The sequence below is a fragment of the Streptomyces sp. NPDC005899 genome (assembly GCF_040629645.1).
In the GTDB taxonomy this organism is placed as follows: Bacteria; Actinomycetota; Actinomycetes; order Streptomycetales; family Streptomycetaceae; genus Streptomyces.
In genome coordinates this window covers 17,302-35,892 of record NZ_JBEXWB010000011.1, presented here as the reverse complement: position 1 = coordinate 35,892, position 18,591 = coordinate 17,302, and the positions used below count along the sequence as shown (strand labels likewise).

General features: G+C 72.5%; 16 protein-coding genes. 7 read left to right on the top strand and 9 right to left on the bottom strand.

What is annotated here, in order from left to right:
• Positions 1-12: 12 nt before the first annotated feature.
• The 7 genes from ABZ371_RS02975 to ABZ371_RS02945 are packed head-to-tail and all read right to left on the bottom strand — an operon-like array spanning position 13 to position 8,403.
• Positions 13-1,281, bottom strand: a complete 1,269-nt coding sequence (locus ABZ371_RS02975; RefSeq protein WP_358672816.1) for an MFS transporter — start codon at positions 1,279-1,281, stop codon at positions 13-15.
• Positions 1,278-2,591, bottom strand: coding sequence for a metallopeptidase TldD-related protein (locus tag ABZ371_RS02970; RefSeq protein ID WP_358672815.1), 1,314 nt, complete (start codon positions 2,589-2,591; stop codon positions 1,278-1,280). The genes ABZ371_RS02975 and ABZ371_RS02970 overlap by 4 nt, the downstream gene beginning before the upstream one ends.
• Positions 2,588-3,949: a TldD/PmbA family protein gene (locus ABZ371_RS02965; protein WP_358672814.1), complete on the bottom strand. Its 1,362-nt coding sequence runs from the start codon at positions 3,947-3,949 to the stop codon at positions 2,588-2,590. The genes ABZ371_RS02970 and ABZ371_RS02965 overlap by 4 nt, the downstream gene beginning before the upstream one ends.
• The gene (locus ABZ371_RS02960; RefSeq protein WP_358672813.1) at positions 3,946-5,208 is read right to left on the bottom strand and encodes an ATP-grasp domain-containing protein; all 1,263 of its coding nucleotides are present in this window, start codon (positions 5,206-5,208) and stop codon (positions 3,946-3,948) included. Before ABZ371_RS02960 ends, ABZ371_RS02965 begins: the two co-directional genes overlap by 4 nt.
• Complete coding sequence (locus tag ABZ371_RS02955; RefSeq protein ID WP_358672812.1) at positions 5,205-6,527, bottom strand: ATP-grasp domain-containing protein; 1,323 nt, start codon at positions 6,525-6,527, stop codon at positions 5,205-5,207. The genes ABZ371_RS02960 and ABZ371_RS02955 overlap by 4 nt, the downstream gene beginning before the upstream one ends.
• On the bottom strand, positions 6,527-7,747 hold the full coding sequence (locus tag ABZ371_RS02950) for an ATP-grasp domain-containing protein (protein WP_358672811.1): 1,221 nt from the start codon (positions 7,745-7,747) through the stop codon (positions 6,527-6,529). The genes ABZ371_RS02955 and ABZ371_RS02950 overlap by 1 nt, the downstream gene beginning before the upstream one ends.
• On the bottom strand, positions 7,744-8,403 hold the full coding sequence (locus tag ABZ371_RS02945; protein ID WP_358672810.1) for a metallophosphoesterase: 660 nt from the start codon (positions 8,401-8,403) through the stop codon (positions 7,744-7,746). The genes ABZ371_RS02950 and ABZ371_RS02945 overlap by 4 nt, the downstream gene beginning before the upstream one ends.
• 1,145 nt (positions 8,404-9,548) lie before the next feature.
• On the opposite strand from ABZ371_RS02945, the gene ABZ371_RS02940 reads away from it, so the two are divergent.
• From ABZ371_RS02940 to ABZ371_RS02930, 3 genes are read left to right on the top strand one after another with little or no spacing between them, the layout of a single operon-like run.
• The gene (locus tag ABZ371_RS02940; RefSeq protein WP_358672809.1) at positions 9,549-9,698 is read left to right on the top strand and encodes a hypothetical protein; all 150 of its coding nucleotides are present in this window, start codon (positions 9,549-9,551) and stop codon (positions 9,696-9,698) included.
• Positions 9,698-10,834, top strand: a complete 1,137-nt coding sequence (locus ABZ371_RS02935; RefSeq protein ID WP_358672808.1) for an arginine deiminase family protein — start codon at positions 9,698-9,700, stop codon at positions 10,832-10,834. Before ABZ371_RS02940 ends, ABZ371_RS02935 begins: the two co-directional genes overlap by 1 nt.
• Positions 10,831-11,805, top strand: a complete 975-nt coding sequence (locus ABZ371_RS02930; protein ID WP_358672807.1) for a DMT family transporter — start codon at positions 10,831-10,833, stop codon at positions 11,803-11,805. Before ABZ371_RS02935 ends, ABZ371_RS02930 begins: the two co-directional genes overlap by 4 nt.
• A 43-nt stretch (positions 11,806-11,848) precedes the next feature.
• Here the strand turns inward: ABZ371_RS02930 and ABZ371_RS02925 are convergent, their stop codons facing one another.
• The gene (locus ABZ371_RS02925; protein WP_358672806.1) at positions 11,849-12,847 is read right to left on the bottom strand and encodes a LuxR C-terminal-related transcriptional regulator; all 999 of its coding nucleotides are present in this window, start codon (positions 12,845-12,847) and stop codon (positions 11,849-11,851) included.
• A gap of 372 nt (positions 12,848-13,219) precedes the next feature.
• Between ABZ371_RS02925 and ABZ371_RS02920 the strand changes: the two genes are divergently transcribed.
• Genes ABZ371_RS02920 through ABZ371_RS02905 form a run of 4 tightly spaced genes read left to right on the top strand, consistent with a single transcriptional unit; the run spans position 13,220 to position 17,857 of the window.
• Entirely contained in the window at positions 13,220-14,410 is a 1,191-nt protein-coding gene (locus tag ABZ371_RS02920) for an FAD-dependent oxidoreductase (RefSeq protein ID WP_358672805.1), read from the top strand.
• On the top strand, positions 14,407-15,057 hold the full coding sequence (locus ABZ371_RS02915; RefSeq protein ID WP_358672804.1) for a deoxynucleoside kinase: 651 nt from the start codon (positions 14,407-14,409) through the stop codon (positions 15,055-15,057). The genes ABZ371_RS02920 and ABZ371_RS02915 overlap by 4 nt, the downstream gene beginning before the upstream one ends.
• Positions 15,054-16,130: a hypothetical protein gene (locus tag ABZ371_RS02910; RefSeq protein ID WP_358672803.1), complete on the top strand. Its 1,077-nt coding sequence runs from the start codon at positions 15,054-15,056 to the stop codon at positions 16,128-16,130. The genes ABZ371_RS02915 and ABZ371_RS02910 overlap by 4 nt, the downstream gene beginning before the upstream one ends.
• The gene (locus ABZ371_RS02905; RefSeq protein ID WP_358672802.1) at positions 16,127-17,857 is read left to right on the top strand and encodes a hypothetical protein; all 1,731 of its coding nucleotides are present in this window, start codon (positions 16,127-16,129) and stop codon (positions 17,855-17,857) included. Before ABZ371_RS02910 ends, ABZ371_RS02905 begins: the two co-directional genes overlap by 4 nt.
• Here the strand turns inward: ABZ371_RS02905 and ABZ371_RS02900 are convergent.
• Entirely contained in the window at positions 17,792-18,541 is a 750-nt protein-coding gene (locus tag ABZ371_RS02900) for a gamma-glutamyl-gamma-aminobutyrate hydrolase family protein (protein WP_358672801.1), read from the bottom strand. The two genes, ABZ371_RS02905 and ABZ371_RS02900, sit on opposite strands and share 66 nt — an antisense overlap.
• Between the last annotated feature and the right edge of the window lie 50 nt (positions 18,542-18,591).

Sequence of the window (18,591 nt, the reverse complement as noted above, 5' to 3'; positions counted from 1 at the left end):
CCGCGGCGGGGGTCAGGGGGTCACCCGCGTGTCCGTCCCGTCGGGTACGGCCGGGATGTCGCGGATCCGGCGCAGTCGGGAGCAGACCAGCCACAGCCCCCCGCAGGTCATGCCCGCCCCCGCGGCCAGCAGCGCGCCGCGCACGCCGGCCAGCTCGCCGAGCGCGCCGCCGGCCACACCGCCGACCGGGATGATCCCCCAGATGAGGAACCTGACACTGGCGTTCATCCGTCCCAGCAGGTGGTCCGGGCACATCGCCTGCCGGAAACTGACCTGCGCGACGTTGTAGACCACCAGGCCGTACGCGGCGGTGAACCAGGGCACGGCGAAGAACAGCATGCGCCACCCCGGGCCGGCGAGCGGGATGAGGAGCACGGTCGGAATGGTCGTCAGGTAGGCGATCCGGATCACGCGGACCTGGCCCAGGCGCCGCGCGAGGGCGCCGGCCGAGGTGGCTCCGAGCACGCCGCCGACCCCGCCGACCGTCATGAAAGCCCCCGCGGCGGCCTCGGAGAGGCCGACCTCGTGGACGAGCAGCAGGAGCACCAGGGGCGCCTGGACGGCGTAGAAGAAGTTGTACGTGGCGGCCGATCCCACCAGGGCGCGCATGAGGGGGTTGCCGAGGACGAAGGAGAGGCCGCTCCTGATCTCCTCGCGCATGTTCGCCGCCGGCTTCCGCACCGGCTCCGGCTCGGGCTTGCGGATGCGCAGCAGCAGGAGGAAGGAGGCGACGTAGCTCACCGCCTGCACCGAGACGGCCGCTGCCGCTCCGGCCTGGGCGAGCGCCCCGGCCGCGGCCGGTCCGGCCATCTGGGAGGCGGAGTTGGTGCTCTCCAGCTTGGAGTTGCCCTCGACGAGCCGGTCGCGCCCGACCACCGCCGGGATGTACGCCTGGTACGCGATCTCGTAGAAGGTGCGGGCCGCGCCGAGCAGCAGGGCGACCGCGAGGAGTACGGGGAAGGTGAGCCGGTCCAGCAGCGCGGCGCACGCCAGGGTCACCATCAGCAGGGCGCGGCCGAGGTCGCACACGATCAGGACGGGCCGCCTGCGCATGCGGTCGATCCAGGCCCCCGCGGGCAGTCCGAGGACCAGGTACGAGAGGCCGAGCGCGGCCTGCAGGAGGCCCATCTGCATGGGCGAGGCCGCCAGTGTGGAGGCCGCGATCAGGGGGATCGCCGTACGGCTGACGGAGGTGCCGAGCACGCTCAGGCTCTGCGAGGACCACAGGAGCCGGAACTCCGGCAGTCCGGTGACGCGCGTGCCGTTCCCCACCGTGCTCACCGCCCGATGGTGAGGCCGCGGACCCACAGGCCGGGACAGGCGACGAACGACGTGTGGGAGCGGTTGGTGCGCACGGTCCCGTTGTGGCCCTCGATGTGCCGCAGCAGGTCGAAGACGTTGCCCGCCACGGTGACGTTCCCGGCGTTGCGGCGGGCTCCGTCCGGCTCCTCCAGCAGCGCGTTCGCGCCGATGGAGAAGTCACCGGTGATGCCGTTGGAGGTGTGCACCCCGTTCGCCTGCACCACTCTCAGAAGACGCCGGCCGGGCCGGGGTACGTCACCGAGGGCGTGGCCCGCTCGCAGCGAGAGGTGGCTGGGCTGGACCCTCGGCATCTCCCCCGCCGCTCCCCGCCAGCCGGAGCCCGCCTGTCCGGCCCCGGCGGACCGGGTGCTCCGCCGGTGGCCGAGGAAGGCCCGCAGCCGTCCGTCACGGACCAGTTCCACGGCCCGGGTGGGGGTCCCCTCGTCGTCCCAGGGCGCGGCGAGCGGGTGATCGGCACAGGTGGGGTCGTCGACGAGGTCGACACCGTCCGCGCAGACGCGCTCCCCCCACCTGCCCGCCAGCGGTGACCTGCCCTCGACCGCGGTGTCCCACTGGAAGGCCGGGAGCACGAGGGACAGAAGCTTCACCGCCACCCAGCCGGTGAGCAGGACGTCGTCGTACTCCAGGGCGTCCGTGGGCGGTCCGGCGAGCACGGTCGCCAGGGCGCAGATCTCCGGCAGGTCCGCACCGGCCGCCCGGGCGAGGACGTCCTCGGCCGTCCTCCCGTACATCTGGTGGGCCACGAAGCCGGTGCCGGAGGCGCTGGCGGTCACCCGGGCCTGGAGCTGGACCATGCCGGTGCGGTAGCCGCGTGGCCCGTGACCGGGCCGCCCCAGGCGTACCGTGCTCCGCTCCGCCTTCACCCGGAGTTCGACGTCCAGCCCGGGGGCCGCCGTGCTGAGCTCGCGCACGGCGTGCACCGTCTTGTCGTCGAGGGCCGGGCCGGTCGCCGTCTCCCCTGTCGTGGGAGGCGCCGGGGGCGCGGGGGCGGGAGGCGGGGGAAGCCTGCCGGGCAGCGCGCGGGCGGCCTCCAGTGCGCTCCGCACCAGGGCGGGGTCGCCGGAGTCGGGCAGGGCCCGCACGGCGTACCCCTCGCCGCCGTCCCGCCACACCGTCACCGCGGTGACGCCGGATTCGACGTCACTGCGCCGTTCGACGGCGCCGCCGCGACAGACGACCTCTTCGGTCTCCCGGTGAGCGGTCCACACCTCGCAGTCGGCCGCCTGCCTCGCGGCCTCGGCGATCAGTGCCCGGATGCCGTCACTCACTCTGTTCCTCCCACGAGCAGGGAACCGACCCGTACCGTGGGCCCGATGACGCCCACGGGCACCCACTGCCCGAACTTGCCGCACTTGGCGGCGCCGACGGTGACGTCGTCCGCCACCGCGTCGATGTCCCGGAGCACCTCGGTGCCGAGGCCGGCGATGGTCGTCTCCCGGACGGGGTCGGTGATCCTGCCCTTCTCGATCAGCCAGCCGTTCGTCACACGGAACGTGAACTCGCCGGTGGCCTCGACGACTTCGCCGCCGCCCACATGCTCGGCGTAGATGCCGAAGGGGGTGTCGGCGATGATCTCGTCGACACCGGACGTCCCGGCCGCCAGGCAGGTGTTGGTCATCCGGGGCAGGGGCGGTTGCTGCACGGTGCCGCACCGGCCGTTCCCGCTGGGCTCCGTGCCGAGCCTGGCCGCCGAGTCCCGGTCCGTCAGATAGGCCCTGAGCCGGCCCTCCTCGATGACCGTCGTGGACCGGGCCGCCGTCCCCTCGTCGTCGCAGCCGTAGGAACCGACCGCGCCCGGCACGGTCGAGTCGTCCCGCACCTCCACCAGCGGGGAGGCGATCTGCTCCCCGAGCCGTCCGGCGTAGACGGAGCCGCGGGCGACCTCGTCCCCCTCCAGCGGGTGGCAGCACGCCTCGTGCAGGAGCACCATGCCCCGGCCGCCGGCCACGACCACGGGCATCCGGCCCACCGGGGCGGGCCGGGCGTCCAGCCCGGCGACCGCCCTGCGGGCGACCTCCGCGCCGCAGGCAGCCGCGTCGATCCCGTCGAGCCGCCCGCTGACGCCGGGTGTGTAGAAGCCGGTGGACACCCGGTCGCCGCGGCGCGCGACGACCCGTACGGAGAGGTAGCTGAGCAGCCGGTGCTCGGTGCGCAGCCGCCGCACGTCCTCCCCGCTCGCCAGGGCCATCTCCTGCTCGCTCAGCTCGAAGTCGATCACGACCTGGGCGATGCTCGGATCGCGGGAGCGGGCGGCCTCCTCCAGCTCGCGCAGGGAGGAGACGATCGCCCCGATCTCCAGCCAGGACGGCGGTGGGCCCGCGGGGCCGCCCCGGTGGTGCCCGCCGGTGCTCCCGAAACCGCCGAACCGGGCCGCCGCGGGGTTCAGTCCGGGCACGGCACGGTGGATCAGACCGTGCTCGCCCAGATAGCGGGCGGACGTCGCCTCTCCCTGCTGGAGGCTGAGGTCGCTGACCGAGCCCTCGGCGAAGCGCCCGCTCACACGGTGCCAGGACTGGACGGCGCCGGAGGATGGCCGCACACCCCGCGGAGCCCTCCGGCGCATCTCCTCGGCGAGTTCACCCGCCGTGGTCCGCACCACGTCGCGGTCCTGAGCCGTGGACGTCACACTGCCTCCTCGATGGACGGGACCGTCCTGATGTGGAACGCGAGGGCGGTGAGGGCGGCTCGTGCCGCGCCCAGGGCCTCCTCGGCGGTCGCCCCGGTGGCGCGGGCGTACGCGAGACGTCCGTCGGACGACTCCAGCCCCGCGCAGACCGTTCCCGGCTCGGCCTGCACGACGACCTCTTCGACCCCCGCGGTGCGGCGCGCCTCCTCCACGCCCTCCACGGAGGTCAGCACCCCCGCGACCGGCGCCGCCGCGAACCAGATCGCCGCGAAGGACGGTGCCCGGCCGCCGCTCAGCTTCTCGCGGAGTTCGGGCAGCACCCGCTCACCGGCCGCCTGCCTGGCGACACAGTCCCCGAGGTCCACACCGGTGGCGGCCCGTACGAGAGCCGGTATCTCGTCGCCGCCCATGCGCAGGTGCGTCTCGATCACCCGCGGGCCCGCGTCGGTGAGGACTACCTCGGTGTGCGTGGCTCCGAAGGTGATGCCGAGCGCGTCGAGCACGCGCGCGACGTAGCTCCGCACCTCCTCCTCCGTCTCCGGCGCCAGGTGCGCGGGGACGACGTGTCCGAGTTCGACGAAGCGGCCCGGGTCGGAGTACTTGCGGGTGATCGCCACGCACGCGTGCTCACCGTCCTCGGAGAACGCCTCGACGCTGAACTGCGGCCCCTCGTGGAAGCGTTCGGCGACGACCCCGGTACCGGAGAGGCCGTAGAAGTCCCCGCCGGCCCGCGTGAGGGCGGCGGCCAGCTCGGACTCCCGTGCCGAACGCAGCACGGCGACGCCGACGCTGGCCGAGCCGTGCGTGGGCTTCACCACGCACGGCACGCCGTGCTCGCGCACGAACAGGCGCAGCGCCTCCAGGTCCTTCACCGCGGCCGAGGGCGTGGTGTCGGTACCGGTCTCCCGCAACCGCGCCCGCATGGCCGCCTTGTCGTGGACGAGCGCCACGGTGCGCGGGCTGTGCGTGTGCAGTCCGAGGGCGTGCCCGATCTCGGCGCACCGGTCCTGGTCTCGCTCGCCGAAGGTGGCGATGCGGGTGAAGGGGTCCACTGCGTGCACGGCGGCGGCGAGGGCCACCCATTCCGCGTCGGGTGCGTCGTGGCGGACCGCGAGGACGCGGCTGTGCTCATCGCGCTCCCGCAGGCGGGAGAGGTAGTCCAGGCGGCAGATCACCGTCGTGCGGTTCCCGGGAGCCGCGGCGCGCACGCGCCCCGGCAGGTCCCGTCCGCTGCCGACGACGAGTACGTGCTCGCTCATGCCGTCCTCCCTGCCTCGCACCGGACCTCCTGGGGGGTTTCGTCGTGGGGGCGTACGGCGAAGCGCACACGGGCGGCCGTCGTGTCCAGCAGTTCCCTGGTGTCGGCGACGCCCCGCCCGGTCGCCACGACGTACCCGGCGCGCTCGTGCGAGTTCGAGACGGTGCCCGTCTCCTTGCCCGGCGCCGCGGTTATGTGGACCCTCACCACGTCCTCCGGCTCCTCCGCCCGCTGTACGCCCGACACCGAGAGGACCGTCCCCGGGGGGCAGTCGAGGAACCGGACGGCCGCGTGTCTGCGCGGCTCACGAGGGGTCACCTCCCCGGAACCGGTCAGGACGGTGAGGAGGTCGGCGACGAGTGACCCTCCGTACGCGAGGTCGATGAGTTCGTGGATGCAGTCCCCCGGCACGCGGCCCGCGCACTCGACGAGGACCGGCCGGCCGCCCTCCCGCAGGATCCACTCGGCGTGCAGGACCCCCGTCCGGAACCCGGTGGCGGTGACCAGCCGCTCCATGGCCGACGCGACCCGCTCCGGCACGCCCGGCGGCAGGACCGCCGGGACCTGGTGGCCCATCTCGACGGGGTGCCGGCCGGGACGCACGTCCTTGGCGGTCACGTTGCGGAACAGCACCCGGCCGTCGAGGACCACGCACTCGACGCTGATCTCGGGGCCGTCGACCCGTTCCTCCACGAGGAAGGACGCCGGCAGCGGCCGTCTGGCCCGCAGCCGGGGCTCGTCGGCCTCGACCGTGCGCCGCCACGCCTCGTCGAGGTCGTCGGTGGCGTCGAGGATCTGCACGCCCAGACTGCCCTGGCGGTTGGCGGGCTTGAGGACGCATCCCCGGCCCTCCTCGTCCCGGAAGGAGCGCACGTCCGCCGCGCAGGTGGCCCTGCGCCACCGCGGCTGGGGCACTCCGGCCCGCTCGCAGACCTCCCGCAGCAGGGCCTTGTCCCGCAGGACACGAGCCGCGGCCGTACCCGCACCGGGCAGCCCCCAACGGTCGGCGAGGGCCGCGGCGGCGGAGACGCCGTACTCGACGCCGGGCAGGACGGCACGGACGTTCCGCGGTCGTGGTACCGCCGCGAGCGCGGCGGACAGGTCGTCCTCCTCGTGGATGGGTGCCGTGAGGATGCCGGCCACGCAGGGGTGGGCGGCGGCCCGCCGGTCGAGGTCGCGGGCCGCGACGACGTCCGGCTCCTCGACGACGAGGAGCGAGCGCGGTGGCAGGCAGCGGTCCAGGTCGGGCAGCAGGGCCGCGCCGAAGCCGGCCATGACATGGGTGACGGTCTCCGGGACCCCGTCGTGGGAGCGGTGCATCACAGGTGCGCCTGCGCGGCCACGGGCTCGGTGCGCACACGGATGCCCTCCGCGGCGGCCCGGGCGCGTTCCACGGCGGAGTCGGCGTCCTCGCCGGTGGCGATGACGTAGCCGACCCGGTCCGCGCTGGAGCGTACCGGCCGGACCTCGCTCCCCGGTTCCACGTTGACGGCCACCTCCTGCACCCCTTCGGCCTTCTCCGCCTGCTCCGTGCCCTCGACCTCCACGACGCGGCCGGGCTCGGCCCGTACGAACCAGATCGCGGCGGCTCCGGTGGGCGCCGGGGGTTCGGGCAGCGGGTCGATGCCCAGGGGCAGCGTGAAGCCGAGGCGTTCCAGGTCCGGTCCGTGGGAGAGCCGTACGAGCTCGTAGATGCGGTCGCCGCCCATGCGGTTGTGGGACTCGATGCTCACCGGCCCCGCGTCGGTGAGCATCACCTCCGTGTGGGCGCAGCCCTCGGTCAGCCCGGCGGCGTCCAGCACTCCCGTGACGAGCCTCTCGACGGCGGGCCGGTGCTCGGGGCCGACGCGGGCGGGCACGACGTGGCCGCACTCCACGAAGTTCTCGTCGATGAACTTCTCCGTGAAGGCGAGGACACTGTGGCGCCCGTGCTGGGACACCGTCTCGACACTGATCTCCTTGCCGACGAGGAACCGCTCGGCCAGCAGGGGCGGTTGCTGCCCCGTGCGGCCGTCGAAGGCCCGCTCCACGTCCTCGGGGGACTCGATGCGCCGCACGTTCTCGCTGCCGGTGCCGTCGCGGGGCTTGAGGACGACCGGGTAGCCGTGCCGCTCGCAGAAGTCCCGGAGTCCGGCGGCGGACTCCACGAGTGCGCAGGGGTGACTCTCCACACCGGCCTCGGCGAGCCGGGTGCGCAGCGCGTACTTGTCCCGGAGCAGGACGGAGACGGAAGCGGGGTTGCCGGGCAGCCCCAGGTGCTCCGTGGCGAGTCCAGCGGGCTCCAGGCCGGGGTCGGTGAACGAGGCGACGAGCGCGAGCGGAGCCGCCCGGTGCAGGCCGGCGACGACCGGCAGGAGCCGTTCGGGGCGCGTGTAGTCGAGCAGGACGGCCTCGTGCGAGGCGGCGCGGTGGTGGTCGGCGAAGAGTTCGGTGTGCTGGGCGTAGACGACCTCGAAACCGGCGTCCACGGCAGCCTTGAGCTTTCCCGCCCGCCCCGCGATCACCAGTACCCGCGGCTTCGTGCTGTCCTGCTTCTTCATCGGCGAACTCCTGTAGTGCGGGCGGTTTCGTACGTGACCGTGCGGGCTTCCTCGTCGTAGAGCACCCAGTGCGCCTCGGGGTCCCTCGCGGCGCCCGCGTTCACCAGGCAGTGGCCCGACGGGGGCAGTTCGTAGACGCGCCCGGTCACGGGCTCGACGCGGAGGGGGGTGTGCCGCCCCGGCGTGCCCAGGCCGGTGGTGAGGAGCCTGCGGTGGCTGTGGCCGTGGACGAGGACCGGCCGGTCCGGCGCGGTGTCGAGGACGGGGTGCCGCAGGTGCTCGCCTTCCCGGAACCAGGTGAAGCCGTGGCCGTGCACGAACCTCGTGGTGGGGGTGGACCGTTCGGAAGGCGCGGCCAGCAGGACGTCCAGTGGGCCCGGGACGCTTCGGTGGCGCAGGACCGTGGTGATGCGTTCCTCCTGGTTGCCGCGCACGAGCAGACACGAGGAGAGGGCTTCCCAGAGGGACGGATCGGGGTCCACCGCGTCCTGGAGCGACCAGTGCAGGTCCCGGTGCAGGTCCTTCTTGGACACCTTCGCTTCCAGGTAGTCACCCGTGAGGACCATCGTGTCGACGCGTCCGGCGGCCTTCTCCTGGATCGCCAGGAAATTCTCGCGGTTTCCGTGCAGATCGGATACGACGGCGAAACGCGCCATCCCAGCCCCCCTTGAGACCATCCCCGTTTTTCAGTCCCGGCACCTCGTCGTCGGCGGCCCCCGCCGCGCGGGCGAACCGCGGTTCCCGACCGCGCGCCGACGGCCCTGGCCGCCCGCTCCGCCTGGGCGCGACCTCGCCGTGCCGGGTGAGCGGCACGCGGTGAGCGGGCGCCCCGCCTCCCCCGAACTCGCCTGCTCCTGGCAGATCTTCACCCAGATGGCATGTGGAATCCACGCTTCGGGGGTGACGCATCACGTCGTGGCGAGCAGACGACAGGAGGAAATACGACCGAGGGCTTCTCTTCGGGGCATAAGGGCACGGCCACAGCCGGCGGACAGGTCGGTCACAGCTTCGGCCCGCCGCATCCCCCGGGCCGGCGGACACGCTGATCACAGCTTCGGGCCGCCGCATCCCCGGGCCGGCGGACAGTCGTCCCCGCGCCGAGGCCGTGTCACACACCCGGGCTTCCCCGGAGGCGGTACCGGACCCCCGGGCTCCGCCCGAGGCCGTGGCGCACACCCGGGCGTCACCCGTGCGCGTCGGCGCGTGCCGGTGGGCGCGGGGCCCGCCCCTCACCACCCTCGTGACCAGCCCGGAGGCCGCATCCGGGCGCGTACGGAGCGCCCGGCCGGGCCGCCGGGCCGCCGGGCGTACAAGTCCGCAGCCACGGGGCCCTGTTGACACCCCCGGAGGCCGTCTCCTACGTTGCTCACGAATTGACAACGCGTTAGCCGTTATGCAGGACCCGGTTTCCGGCGGGACGGCGCCACGGCGCCCACCGCGGGACCACCCCCACAGGTGCGCGCCTTCCGCACCTGACGGAAACGGACACCCGTCACCGTCGACGACGTGCCCGCTCGGCGCGAAGCCCCCATGCTCACCGGGCCGGCTTCCCCGCGACGGGAAGGGCCTCTCACCCTCTCCGCGCCGCGTTCCACTCCGCTGTCACGTATCCGGGGCCACGTCGCCGTGCCCGCGGCGACCCGTGCGAACACCAGATGGAGGAGTCCTGATCCCCTTCGTGTTCCAGGTGTGGGTGCGGGTGCCCCCCGGCACGTCGCCCTCCGCCGCTACCGCCTCGGGCTCCGGCTCCGTCGGGAACGCCGGCTTCCGGGTGCGTTCCGGGCCGACGGACCGCATCCGTGTGTCCCGAAACAGGCTGGTCGGCCGGATCTCACACCTCTACGCTGGGGAACTGCCCTCTCCCAGGCACCGGTTCGACGGCTCGGGCGGTTACGAGCACTTCGCGGAGACTCTCGCGGCGTACCACTACGAACTGACAGGAACCCCCTGATGCCACCGACGCGCTTCCTCCTGCAGGACCCGACCGAGGTGATGCCCGCGGAGATGGGGCTGTTCATGGACGCGGAGCGCCCGTACGACCCCTCCCGCGTCCGCGCCGAGTCCGAGGCGCTGCGGGAGGTGCTCTCCGGCTTCGGGGACGTCGTCACGGTGCGGCGGGCCCTGGAGGCGATACCCCGTGAGGAGCTCCTGGCCCTCGCGCAGGAGGCGGTCGCCGCCCCGACCTCGGACCGGCTGAAGTCGGCCTGGGAGGCTCTCGACGGCTGGACCGCCACCGACCTGGCCGAAATGGTCGTCCGGCGGCCGCGGCTGGAGTTGCACGAGGACCCGGAGATCGCGCTGATCAGCCCGGACTGCTCGTACGAGAGTTACGTGACGCGCCCGCTCTTCGGGCTGATGTTCCCGCGCGACCACTACGTCGACCTGGGCGGCCCCGTGGCACTGGCCCGCCTTCGGCGCCGGGACCGCGCGCGGGAGACCGACGTCCTGGAGAAGGTGCTCCGGGCGCTGCGCGGCCGGGCGGCGGACCACGTACCGGCCGACGGGCTCTTCCTGGAGGGTGGCGACGTCGCCACCGCCGAGAGTCTGGCCGTCGTGGGCTGCGGCTTCAGGACCAGCCCGGAGGCGGCCGGCGCGCTCGTGCCGCTCCTCGCCTCCGGCGGCCGTCAGGTCCTGGAGGTGCGCGACGGGGTGCGCAGTCCCGGGGCCTTCCACCTCGACCACTGGTTCTCGCTGGGACCGGGCCTCGCACTGGTGGCCCGGGACCGGCTCGACGACCCCCGTGTGGTGGCCACCGTCCACCCGGCGGAGCAGGACCGGCCCTCCGGGCCCTCCTCCCCCCTCACCCTGCGCGAGGCCCTGGAGTGTACGGGCACGAGCGTCCTGGCCTTGACCCCCGAGGAGGTCGAGGGCTTCGCGGCCAACGTCTTCTTCGTCCCCGGGAAACGCTCGGTCATCGTCTCCGAGGCGGCCCACGATCCGGTGGCACGGCTCCTGGACCCCCATGGCTTCGAGATCTCCACCGTGCCCTTCGACGCACACCACCAGCAGTTCGGCAGCGTGCACTGCGCCGTCAACACCCTCGCGCCGGCCGACGTCGCCTCACCCATCCAGGAAGACACCACGTGACAGTTCACAGCTCACCGGAGACCACCGCGGCCCGACACCGCCGGCTCGGGTACCTCGCCCTCGCGGTGAGCACCCTCGGGGTGGGGTCGGCACTGATCTTCGTCCGCCTCAGCGAGGTCGACCCGACCGCCACCCTGATGTGGCGCATGGTGGTGGCCACGTGTCTGGTCGGAGCCATGACTGTCCCCCGCGGCTCGCGGCCCGCACTGCGCGAGGTGACCCGCCGCGACATGGGCCTGCTGCTGGTGGCCAGCCTGGTGGCGGGGCTTGACCTGCTGGCCAACCAGTGGGCGGTCCTCTACACCTCGGTCGCCAACACGGCTCTGCTCATGAACCTCTCCCCGGTGTTCCTGCTGCTGCTGGCCGGGCTGGTGCTGCGTCAGCACATCCCCCCGGCCAAGATCGGCGTCACCGTGCTCGCCCTGCTCGGCTGCGCGATGGTGGTGCTCGGCGACGCCGGCACGTCCGCGTCGGGGGACCGGTCCACGCTCGGCGACGCGCTGGCACTCAGTTCCGCCGCGCTCTACGCCACCTTCATGCTGCTGACGAAGCATCTGCGGGAGCGCGTCCCCACAGCCCTCATCATGCTCACCAACTCAGCTGTCATCGCCGTCATGCTGGCCCCGGTCACCGCGCTCACCAGCGACCCGGTCCTTCCGGGAAGCGCGGGGGGCTACCTGCTGATCTTCGCGTACGCCCTGGTCAGCCAGCTCCTCGGGCACGGGCTCATGACGTACGCGCTGGGGGTGGTGGACGCGGGCCTCGCGTCCATGTCCGTGCTGTTGCGGCCCGTGGTGGCGGCGGCGCTCGGCTGGATGGTCCTCGACGAGACCATGGGGCTCTCGCAGGTCGCGGGAGGCGTGGTGATCCTGGCCTCGCTGTTCCTCTTCCAGTGGCTCGATCCCCAACGGCAGGCGCGGCGGCGCTCCGAACGGGCGCTGCCCGTCCCCAGCGCCGCCGAGAAGCACTGAAGGGGCAGGCGTTCCCGGTGTCCCGGCCGGCCGTGCGCGCGGTTCAGGCCGCGCGCCCCAGGAGATAGCCCGCGTGCAGCCGGTTGGTCGCCCCGAGCTGCGCCATGATCTCGGCGACGTGGCGCTGCACGCTGCGCAGCGACATTCCCAGTCTGCGTGCGATCACCCTGTCGTCCTCACCGAGCACCAGAAAACGGATGATCGCCTTCTTGATCTCGTCGGAGATCACGCGGACCCGGTCCTGCTGGTATGAGTCGGGAAACGGGTCCGCCGCTATCCACGCCCAGTTGAAACATCGGCTCATGAATTCCACGACCCCGGGGGAGCGCACCAGCAGCGCACCCTGGGAACCCGTGTGGGCATCGATGAGTGCAATTTTCCGGTCAAAAATGATGAGCCGCGGAAACCCGTCAGCCAGTGTGCGGACTTCCGCCCCCAGGCCCGTGACCCACTGGACGTACGACAATGTCTCCTGGCTGAATTGCGCTGTGTGCTGATAAAGCGTCCTCATCCGGACGCCACGCGAGAGCAGCGCCTCCGTCCGCTCGAAGGACTCCTCCAGCTCCTCTCCGCGCCGCGCCCCGCCCGGCTGGGAGGTGAGCACCTCGGTCCGGCACGTCTCGCACAGTTCGGTGATGAGGTCGCGCACCTGCTGGACGTCGAAGACCTGCTCCACGCGCTGGTCCTGCATGCGGTCGAACAGGCTTTCCGCGTACACGGAGGAGAGATCCATGAGATCCCGCCGCACCTGGTCGACCCGCATCAGGGCCTGGGTGATCTGCCGTTCGGCCCCCCCGAGGAGGAGCGCCTGGGAGAGGTCGGGCGGCAGCGCCGCATACCTGGCCGGCGCGTCGCCGACCCGGACGAGAAGGCGGAGCCCGAGAAGCCGCTCCACGGCTCGATCCAGCTCCTCCTCGGTGGCCGAGGAGAGCTCGGCCTGTTCCCGCAATTCACATATTGAGACGGGCGATCGTTTCGCCGCACCCCGATAAATGGCTACGGCAACTGCATCGAGTTCGTAGTGACCTACACCTTCCGTCATGTCCGATATACGCATTATGGCCGCCCTTCATGTCTCCGCCAGACGCACCTACGATACCTACTCTCGGTCCACACCGCCTTAACATGGTGCAACATTAGACGGTGTACATGGGTTGCATTACCTGAGTGAATCGGCATAAAAGCACTTGCGCCGAGCCCGGCCAGAAACACAGAATCGCCAATGGGGGAAAGATGGGGAACGAGGGCGCGGCTTCGCAGGCCGTACCGGACGGTTCGACGGCGGCCACCTCCGCCGTCCCGCCGGGACCCACCGTGAACGGCCACCAGGACGAACCGGACCTCGGTTGGGGCTGATCCGGTCATCGCCCCCGGTCACGACAACGCCTGAACACTCCGACGGCAAGGAAGTGGCATGTACCGTTTCAGCGAAACCGGCCGATGTTGGCGCCTGGTGGTGATCGGCGGTGGATCCGCCGCCGCCGTACAGGTGCGCCAGGGGGACATACCTCCCCAGGACACCCTGGTCATCGCTGACCGCCTGGGCACCGGAATGGAGTTCCTCGGCGACTCCACCCTCCAGTCCTACGCGGACGAGCTCAGGCTTTCCCGGTACGAGGAAACGTTTCAGCTCGGCATGACCGGCCGACTGCGTCCCAGCGCGGCCCAGTTCGACGCCTACGTCCGCGAGAGCCTGCTCACCTCCGGTGCCACGGTCAAGAGCGCCCGGATCCTGGAGATCGAAGGCGAAACGGGCAAGTTCCTCCTCCACGTCCTCAACGGCGACGGCCGCATCTCCTACGAGCGTGCCGAGAAGGTCGTCCTGGCCACGGGGAGCAACCCCCGTACCCCGCCCCCCGCTTGGGCGGAGGCCGGGGCCGTCGCCCACGACGTCGTCCACCGCGAGCACGCGGTGCGCCGGACGGACCGGTGGGCGGACAGGTCCGTCCTCGTGGTGGGCTCCGGCAACTCGGCCATGCAGGTCGCGTCGCTGGTCGCCCCGGATGCCTCCGAGGTGGTGGTCCTCGGCAACCGCTACGTCGGCATGTTCCCCATCGAGAGCGCCGACAAGTACAGCTGGCGCGCCCCCTCCCAGCTCACCTGCGAACTGGTCGCCAAGTCCGCCCTGGAGTGCGGCCGGCCGGGATGGCACACCCCGTGCGTGCGCCACCTGGTCTACGACCGTCTCGACGTGCGCGACGGCGAGGTCATGTGGACGTACCGCGCCGGGGACAACGAGAACCCCCTGGGTTCGCGGTCATTGAGCGGCCGGTGCCGGCACGCCCGGGGACGCCTCATCAACGGGGGCGGCTCCGCCTGGGAGGAGAGCCGCCGGATCGAGGACACCGCGGTGGTCTGGGCGACGGGCTGCGAGCCCGTGCTCCCGGGCGGGGCGCTGGTGGAGTCCCTGGCCCGGAACGCGGACGGCGCGATCCTGACCGACGAGTGCGGCCGCACCTCCGTGGACGGCATCCACGCACTCGGCGCCTGCGCCGGCCAGCGTGCCGTCAACGAGACCGTCCCGGCACTGGTACGCGGGCGCCTGCCCTTCCCGGAGTTCCTGTCGGGCCGCGGCCTGCCCGTGGACACCGAGGTGCCTGCATGACGGGTACGGACCGTCCCTACCGGATCATCGCGGTGGAGGGGATCGACGGTTCGGGCAAGTCCACCCTGGCCGCCAACCTGGTGCGCCTCCTCGGGCCCAAGGCGCGGTACGAGCGGCTCTCGCCCCGCATGGCGAGCGTCTTCCGCGAACTCGTGGACGAGCCCTCGCAGCAGCGGCAGCGTTATCAGGACGTCATCCCCGACGCGCTCCGCCGGAGCGCCTTCCTTGTCGACGCGCAGGCGCAGTTCCACTACCTGGAAGCGGAGTACGCGGCGTACGACTGGCTCGTCTTCGACCGGTGGCTCACCACGTACGACGTCTACGCTCCGGAGCGCGGCATGTACGAGGACTTCTACCAGCTCCTCATGGACGACCTTCCCCGGCCGGATCTGCTCCTCCACGTCCGCACCCCACCGCCGACCGCGTTCGCGCGCATCGCGCAGCGGGGGGACTGGACCGTCGACCACTGGAGCGCCGACGAGCTGATGGCCGATCTGGAGAGACTCGACGCCGCGTACGCCACGCGTCTCGCCGGCGTCCCGCACACCGTCGTGGACGGTTCGCCGCCCGCCGAGGAGGTCGCCGGCCACGTCCTCGGCCTGATCCACGCTCTCGACCGGCACGGCGAGAGCGAGGCAGCCGCATGAACACGCCACCGATCCGGACGCTCCTGGCCGTCGCCGACGCCTGGCCGCGCTCCCAGCTGGACCCCTTCCTCGCACACGAGGGATGGCTCGCCGAGCGCGGGGTCTCCGTCCGCCTGCACACCTACGCCGAGGTGCGCAAGGGGGTCCGCGGCCTGCCCGGCCCCGTGGGGGTGGTGCTGTTCTTCCCCCACCAGTTCTGGGACGCGCGGATCGAGGACAAGGTCGAGGGCTCCTACGGCACGCGGGCCTACGCCGACGCCCTCTCCGCGTACCTGCTCAGCTCCGACCGCCTGCTGCGCCGCAGCGTGCCGCAGGGGGCCCACTACCTCAACACGCCGGAGGCGGTCGCCCGCACCAGGGACAAGGCACTGGCCAGACACGTGCTGGAGCAGGCGGGCATCCCCGTGCCCCCGGGCCTCGACAACCCCACACCGAAGGAGTTGTCGGCCGTCCTGGAGTCGGGACGCTCCCTCTACGTCAAGGCGGTGTGCGGGTCGATGGGCAAGGGCATCACCCACCTCACCCCCGAGCGGTGGCGGACGAACTACGCTTATCGCGACGGACGGCTGGAGTCCCCCGGCAACACCTCCGGTGAACAGTGGATCTTCCGCGACGTCGCCCCCGGCGACGAGGGCTTCCTGGCCGCGCTCTGCGCGGAGTCCGGCTTCGTCTTCGAGCAGGAGGTGGGCATGACCGTCGGGGGGGCGAAGACGGAGCTGCGGGTCACCGTGGCGAGCGGCTGCGTGATCGACATCGAGGAACGCCACGCTCCCGCGGGGTCGGTCACCACCCGTTCGGTCGAACAGGGGCGCACGGTCGTCGAGGGCCCCATGGCCCGGAGCGCCACCGCCGGGCAGACGGCGCTCTACGCGGCGCGGGCCCTGGGATTGCGCTACGCCGTCTTCGACATGGTCACCGACGAGCTGGACCGTACCTACGTGCTGGACGCCCAGGCGTTCCCGGCCACCGGGACCAAAGAGGAGTTCTGGCGGAAGATCCTCCACGTACTCGTCCCCCCACCCCTCCCCCGGCCGGCGGCCGAGGGTTATCCGACAGGACTACGAGCGACATGACGATGGACACCGACGCGGCGGGCGGTGCGGCCGGCACGCGTCTCGCGGAGCCGACGCCGATCAGCACCGAAGTCGTCGCGGGCGACGGCACCGTGCACCCGTGGACCGGGTTCAGCACGGGCCCGCGCGTGCTCTCCGACGAGGAGATCGAGGAGTACTGCCGGCTCCTGCTCGGACACGGCGTCGCCGGCGTGGCGGACAGGGCTGCGGGGGAACTGCTCCCGTTCGCCGAGGATCCCGCCGCGCCCGAGGCGGTGCACGCCGTCATCATGCACTCCGCCACACGGACCACCCGGGGCTTCGAGGGCGACCTGTCCGACGTCGTCGCCGGGCGCAACCCCTACGACGTCGCCGGCTACCTGGAGAGCCGGGCGGTCACGCTGGCCCGGGAGGGCGACGTGGCCGTCGGGCGCATCGCACCGTGGCGTGAGGCCGTGGACCGCGTCGGCGTCGCCGCGGTCGACATCGGCGCCCGGGAGTACTACTACCTCTCGCACGCCCTGCTCACCGTCGCGGCCGCGCCCGGCCACTCCGCGCTGCTCCCGCTCCTGGACTGGTACCGCACGCGCCCCGACGCGGTGGTGCGGCTCTACGCCCTCGACCTGGAGACGCAGATCTTCCTCCTGTGGCTCAAGGAGCGGCTCGGTCTCGACGTCCTGCGGGTCGACGCGAACGGGCCCGTCGTGTCCGCCGGCTGGAACCGCAAGGACCACGTCCACCCCACCGTCCCGGACGCGCTGGGCGTCGACGCGGACGGCCTGGAGCCGGACGACCTGCTGGCCCGCGAGCAGCGGATGTCCTCCGCCCACCAGTTGCTCGGTATGGCGATCCCCGTCCTCCCCGGCTACCTCGTCCCCCGCGGGGACGACCCGGCGGAGTTCGCCGCGGGGGTGCGCGCCGCGGCGCGCCTGCTCCTGGAGCGGTACGGCGTGGAGCGGGGCTGCCTCAAGCCGTGCGAGGCGGGCGACGGTGCCCGCATCGTGACCGGTCTGGACCTCCACGACGAGGAGACCCTCACCCGCCACGCGCGCGAGGCCCACGTGCACGGCGACTCGTACGCGCTGGAGGCGCACGTCGACTTCGCCACCTGCGACATCGCCGGGCGCCGGTTCATCATCACCCCGTCCGGCCACATCCAGGGGGGCCGGGTGGCCGAGGGGCTGACCCTCCAGCTCATGAACGGCTGCTCCTGGGAGGGCAACGCGACGCTGCTCGCCGAGGACTTCGCGGCCTTCGGAGTGCCCAGGAGCGCGTACGCCTCCATGACGGCGGCCCTGCGGGCGATCCTCGACGCGTTCGGCGGCCCGGAGGCCGAGGCTCAGGGGTGCGCGCACAGTCTGGTCACCGGCGGGATCGACTTCGCCGTGGGGCGGATCGGGGGGCGCTTCGGCGACCGGATCGTCCACGGGGTCATCGACTGCAACCTCTCGTCCCACGGCGCGGTGTACATGCGCGCCTTCCAGGACGCGCTGTCCGGTCCGGGCGGGCCCGTGCACGTGGCCACCCGTGTCTACCGCCCGGCCGCGCAGGCGGACCTGGCCACCACGACCGGCCTGGCGGAGCGGGAGACGGCACCGGACAGAGCGGTCCGGGTCGTGGCCAGCGTCCCGGACCGCTGGGGCATGGTCGGTGTCTCCGGCTCCTCGACGGCGGACGCGGTGTCAGCCGTCGAGGAGCTCGTGTCCCGGCTCCACGCGGCCGGCCTGGTGCGCGACAGCCCGGCGTGAGGCCGCCTGCGCCAGGGCCCGGAAGACCCCGCCCCCGACCGGTGATCCGGCCGGCAGCTCCTCGGGGTGCCACTGCACCCCGAGCGCGAACCACGGGCCCTGCGCCTCGATCGCCTCGACCACGCCGTCGGGGGCGTGGGCGACGGCGCTCAGGCCCTTGCCGAGCACGGAGACCGCCTGATGGTGCCGGCTGTTCACCAGGACCCGCCCGGAGTCCGTCACCTGCCGCAACCGGCTCCCCTCCTCGACGACGATGTCGTGGAAGTCGGATGCGGTGCCGTCCCCCTCGTGCCCGGAGACGCCTCGCTGGGCCGGAAGGTCCTGCCACAGGGCCCCGCCCCTGGCCGCGTTGAGCAGCTGGGCACCCCGGCAGATGCCGAGGACGGGTTTCCCGTCCTCCTCCGCCCAGCGCAGCAGGGCCAGTTCCATGGCGTCCAGCTCCGGCTGGATCTCCGTGGTGGTGTGGCGCTCGTCGCCGTACAGCTCGGGCGCGATGTCCATCCCCCCGGGCAGGACCAGGCCCTGGCAGAGGTCGTAGAGGGCGCGCAGGGCGGGCTCGGCGACCGGTGCGATGCCCAGCGGGACGGCGCCGGACGCCTCCACGGCGCGGAAATACCCGATGCTCTGCATCCAGCGGTCGATCTTCTCCGGTCTGCGCCAGGGCCTGAGGGATATTCCGATCATCGGCTCTTTCATGGCGAGGAAACTAGCACGGCTTCTCTTCACAAAGGCAA

Excerpts from the sequence above, each read along its gene's own strand:
- ABZ371_RS02955 (WP_358672812.1), bottom strand. The coding sequence starts at position 6,527 with ATGCACCGCTCCCACGACGGGGTCCCGGAGACCGTCACCCATGTCATG.
- ABZ371_RS02935 (WP_358672808.1), top strand. The coding sequence starts at position 9,698 with ATGCCACCGACGCGCTTCCTCCTGCAGGACCCGACCGAGGTGATGCCC.
- ABZ371_RS02905 (WP_358672802.1), top strand. The coding sequence starts at position 16,127 with ATGACGATGGACACCGACGCGGCGGGCGGTGCGGCCGGCACGCGTCTC.
- ABZ371_RS02925 (WP_358672806.1), bottom strand. The coding sequence starts at position 12,847 with ATGACGGAAGGTGTAGGTCACTACGAACTCGATGCAGTTGCCGTAGCC.
- ABZ371_RS02915 (WP_358672804.1), top strand. The coding sequence starts at position 14,407 with ATGACGGGTACGGACCGTCCCTACCGGATCATCGCGGTGGAGGGGATC.
- ABZ371_RS02920 (WP_358672805.1), top strand. The coding sequence starts at position 13,220 with ATGTACCGTTTCAGCGAAACCGGCCGATGTTGGCGCCTGGTGGTGATC.
- ABZ371_RS02900 (WP_358672801.1), bottom strand. The coding sequence starts at position 18,541 with ATGATCGGAATATCCCTCAGGCCCTGGCGCAGACCGGAGAAGATCGAC.
- ABZ371_RS02910 (WP_358672803.1), top strand. The coding sequence starts at position 15,054 with ATGAACACGCCACCGATCCGGACGCTCCTGGCCGTCGCCGACGCCTGG.
- ABZ371_RS02960 (WP_358672813.1), bottom strand. The coding sequence starts at position 5,208 with ATGAGCGAGCACGTACTCGTCGTCGGCAGCGGACGGGACCTGCCGGGG.
- ABZ371_RS02945 (WP_358672810.1), bottom strand. The coding sequence starts at position 8,403 with ATGGCGCGTTTCGCCGTCGTATCCGATCTGCACGGAAACCGCGAGAAT.
- ABZ371_RS02950 (WP_358672811.1), bottom strand. The coding sequence starts at position 7,747 with ATGAAGAAGCAGGACAGCACGAAGCCGCGGGTACTGGTGATCGCGGGG.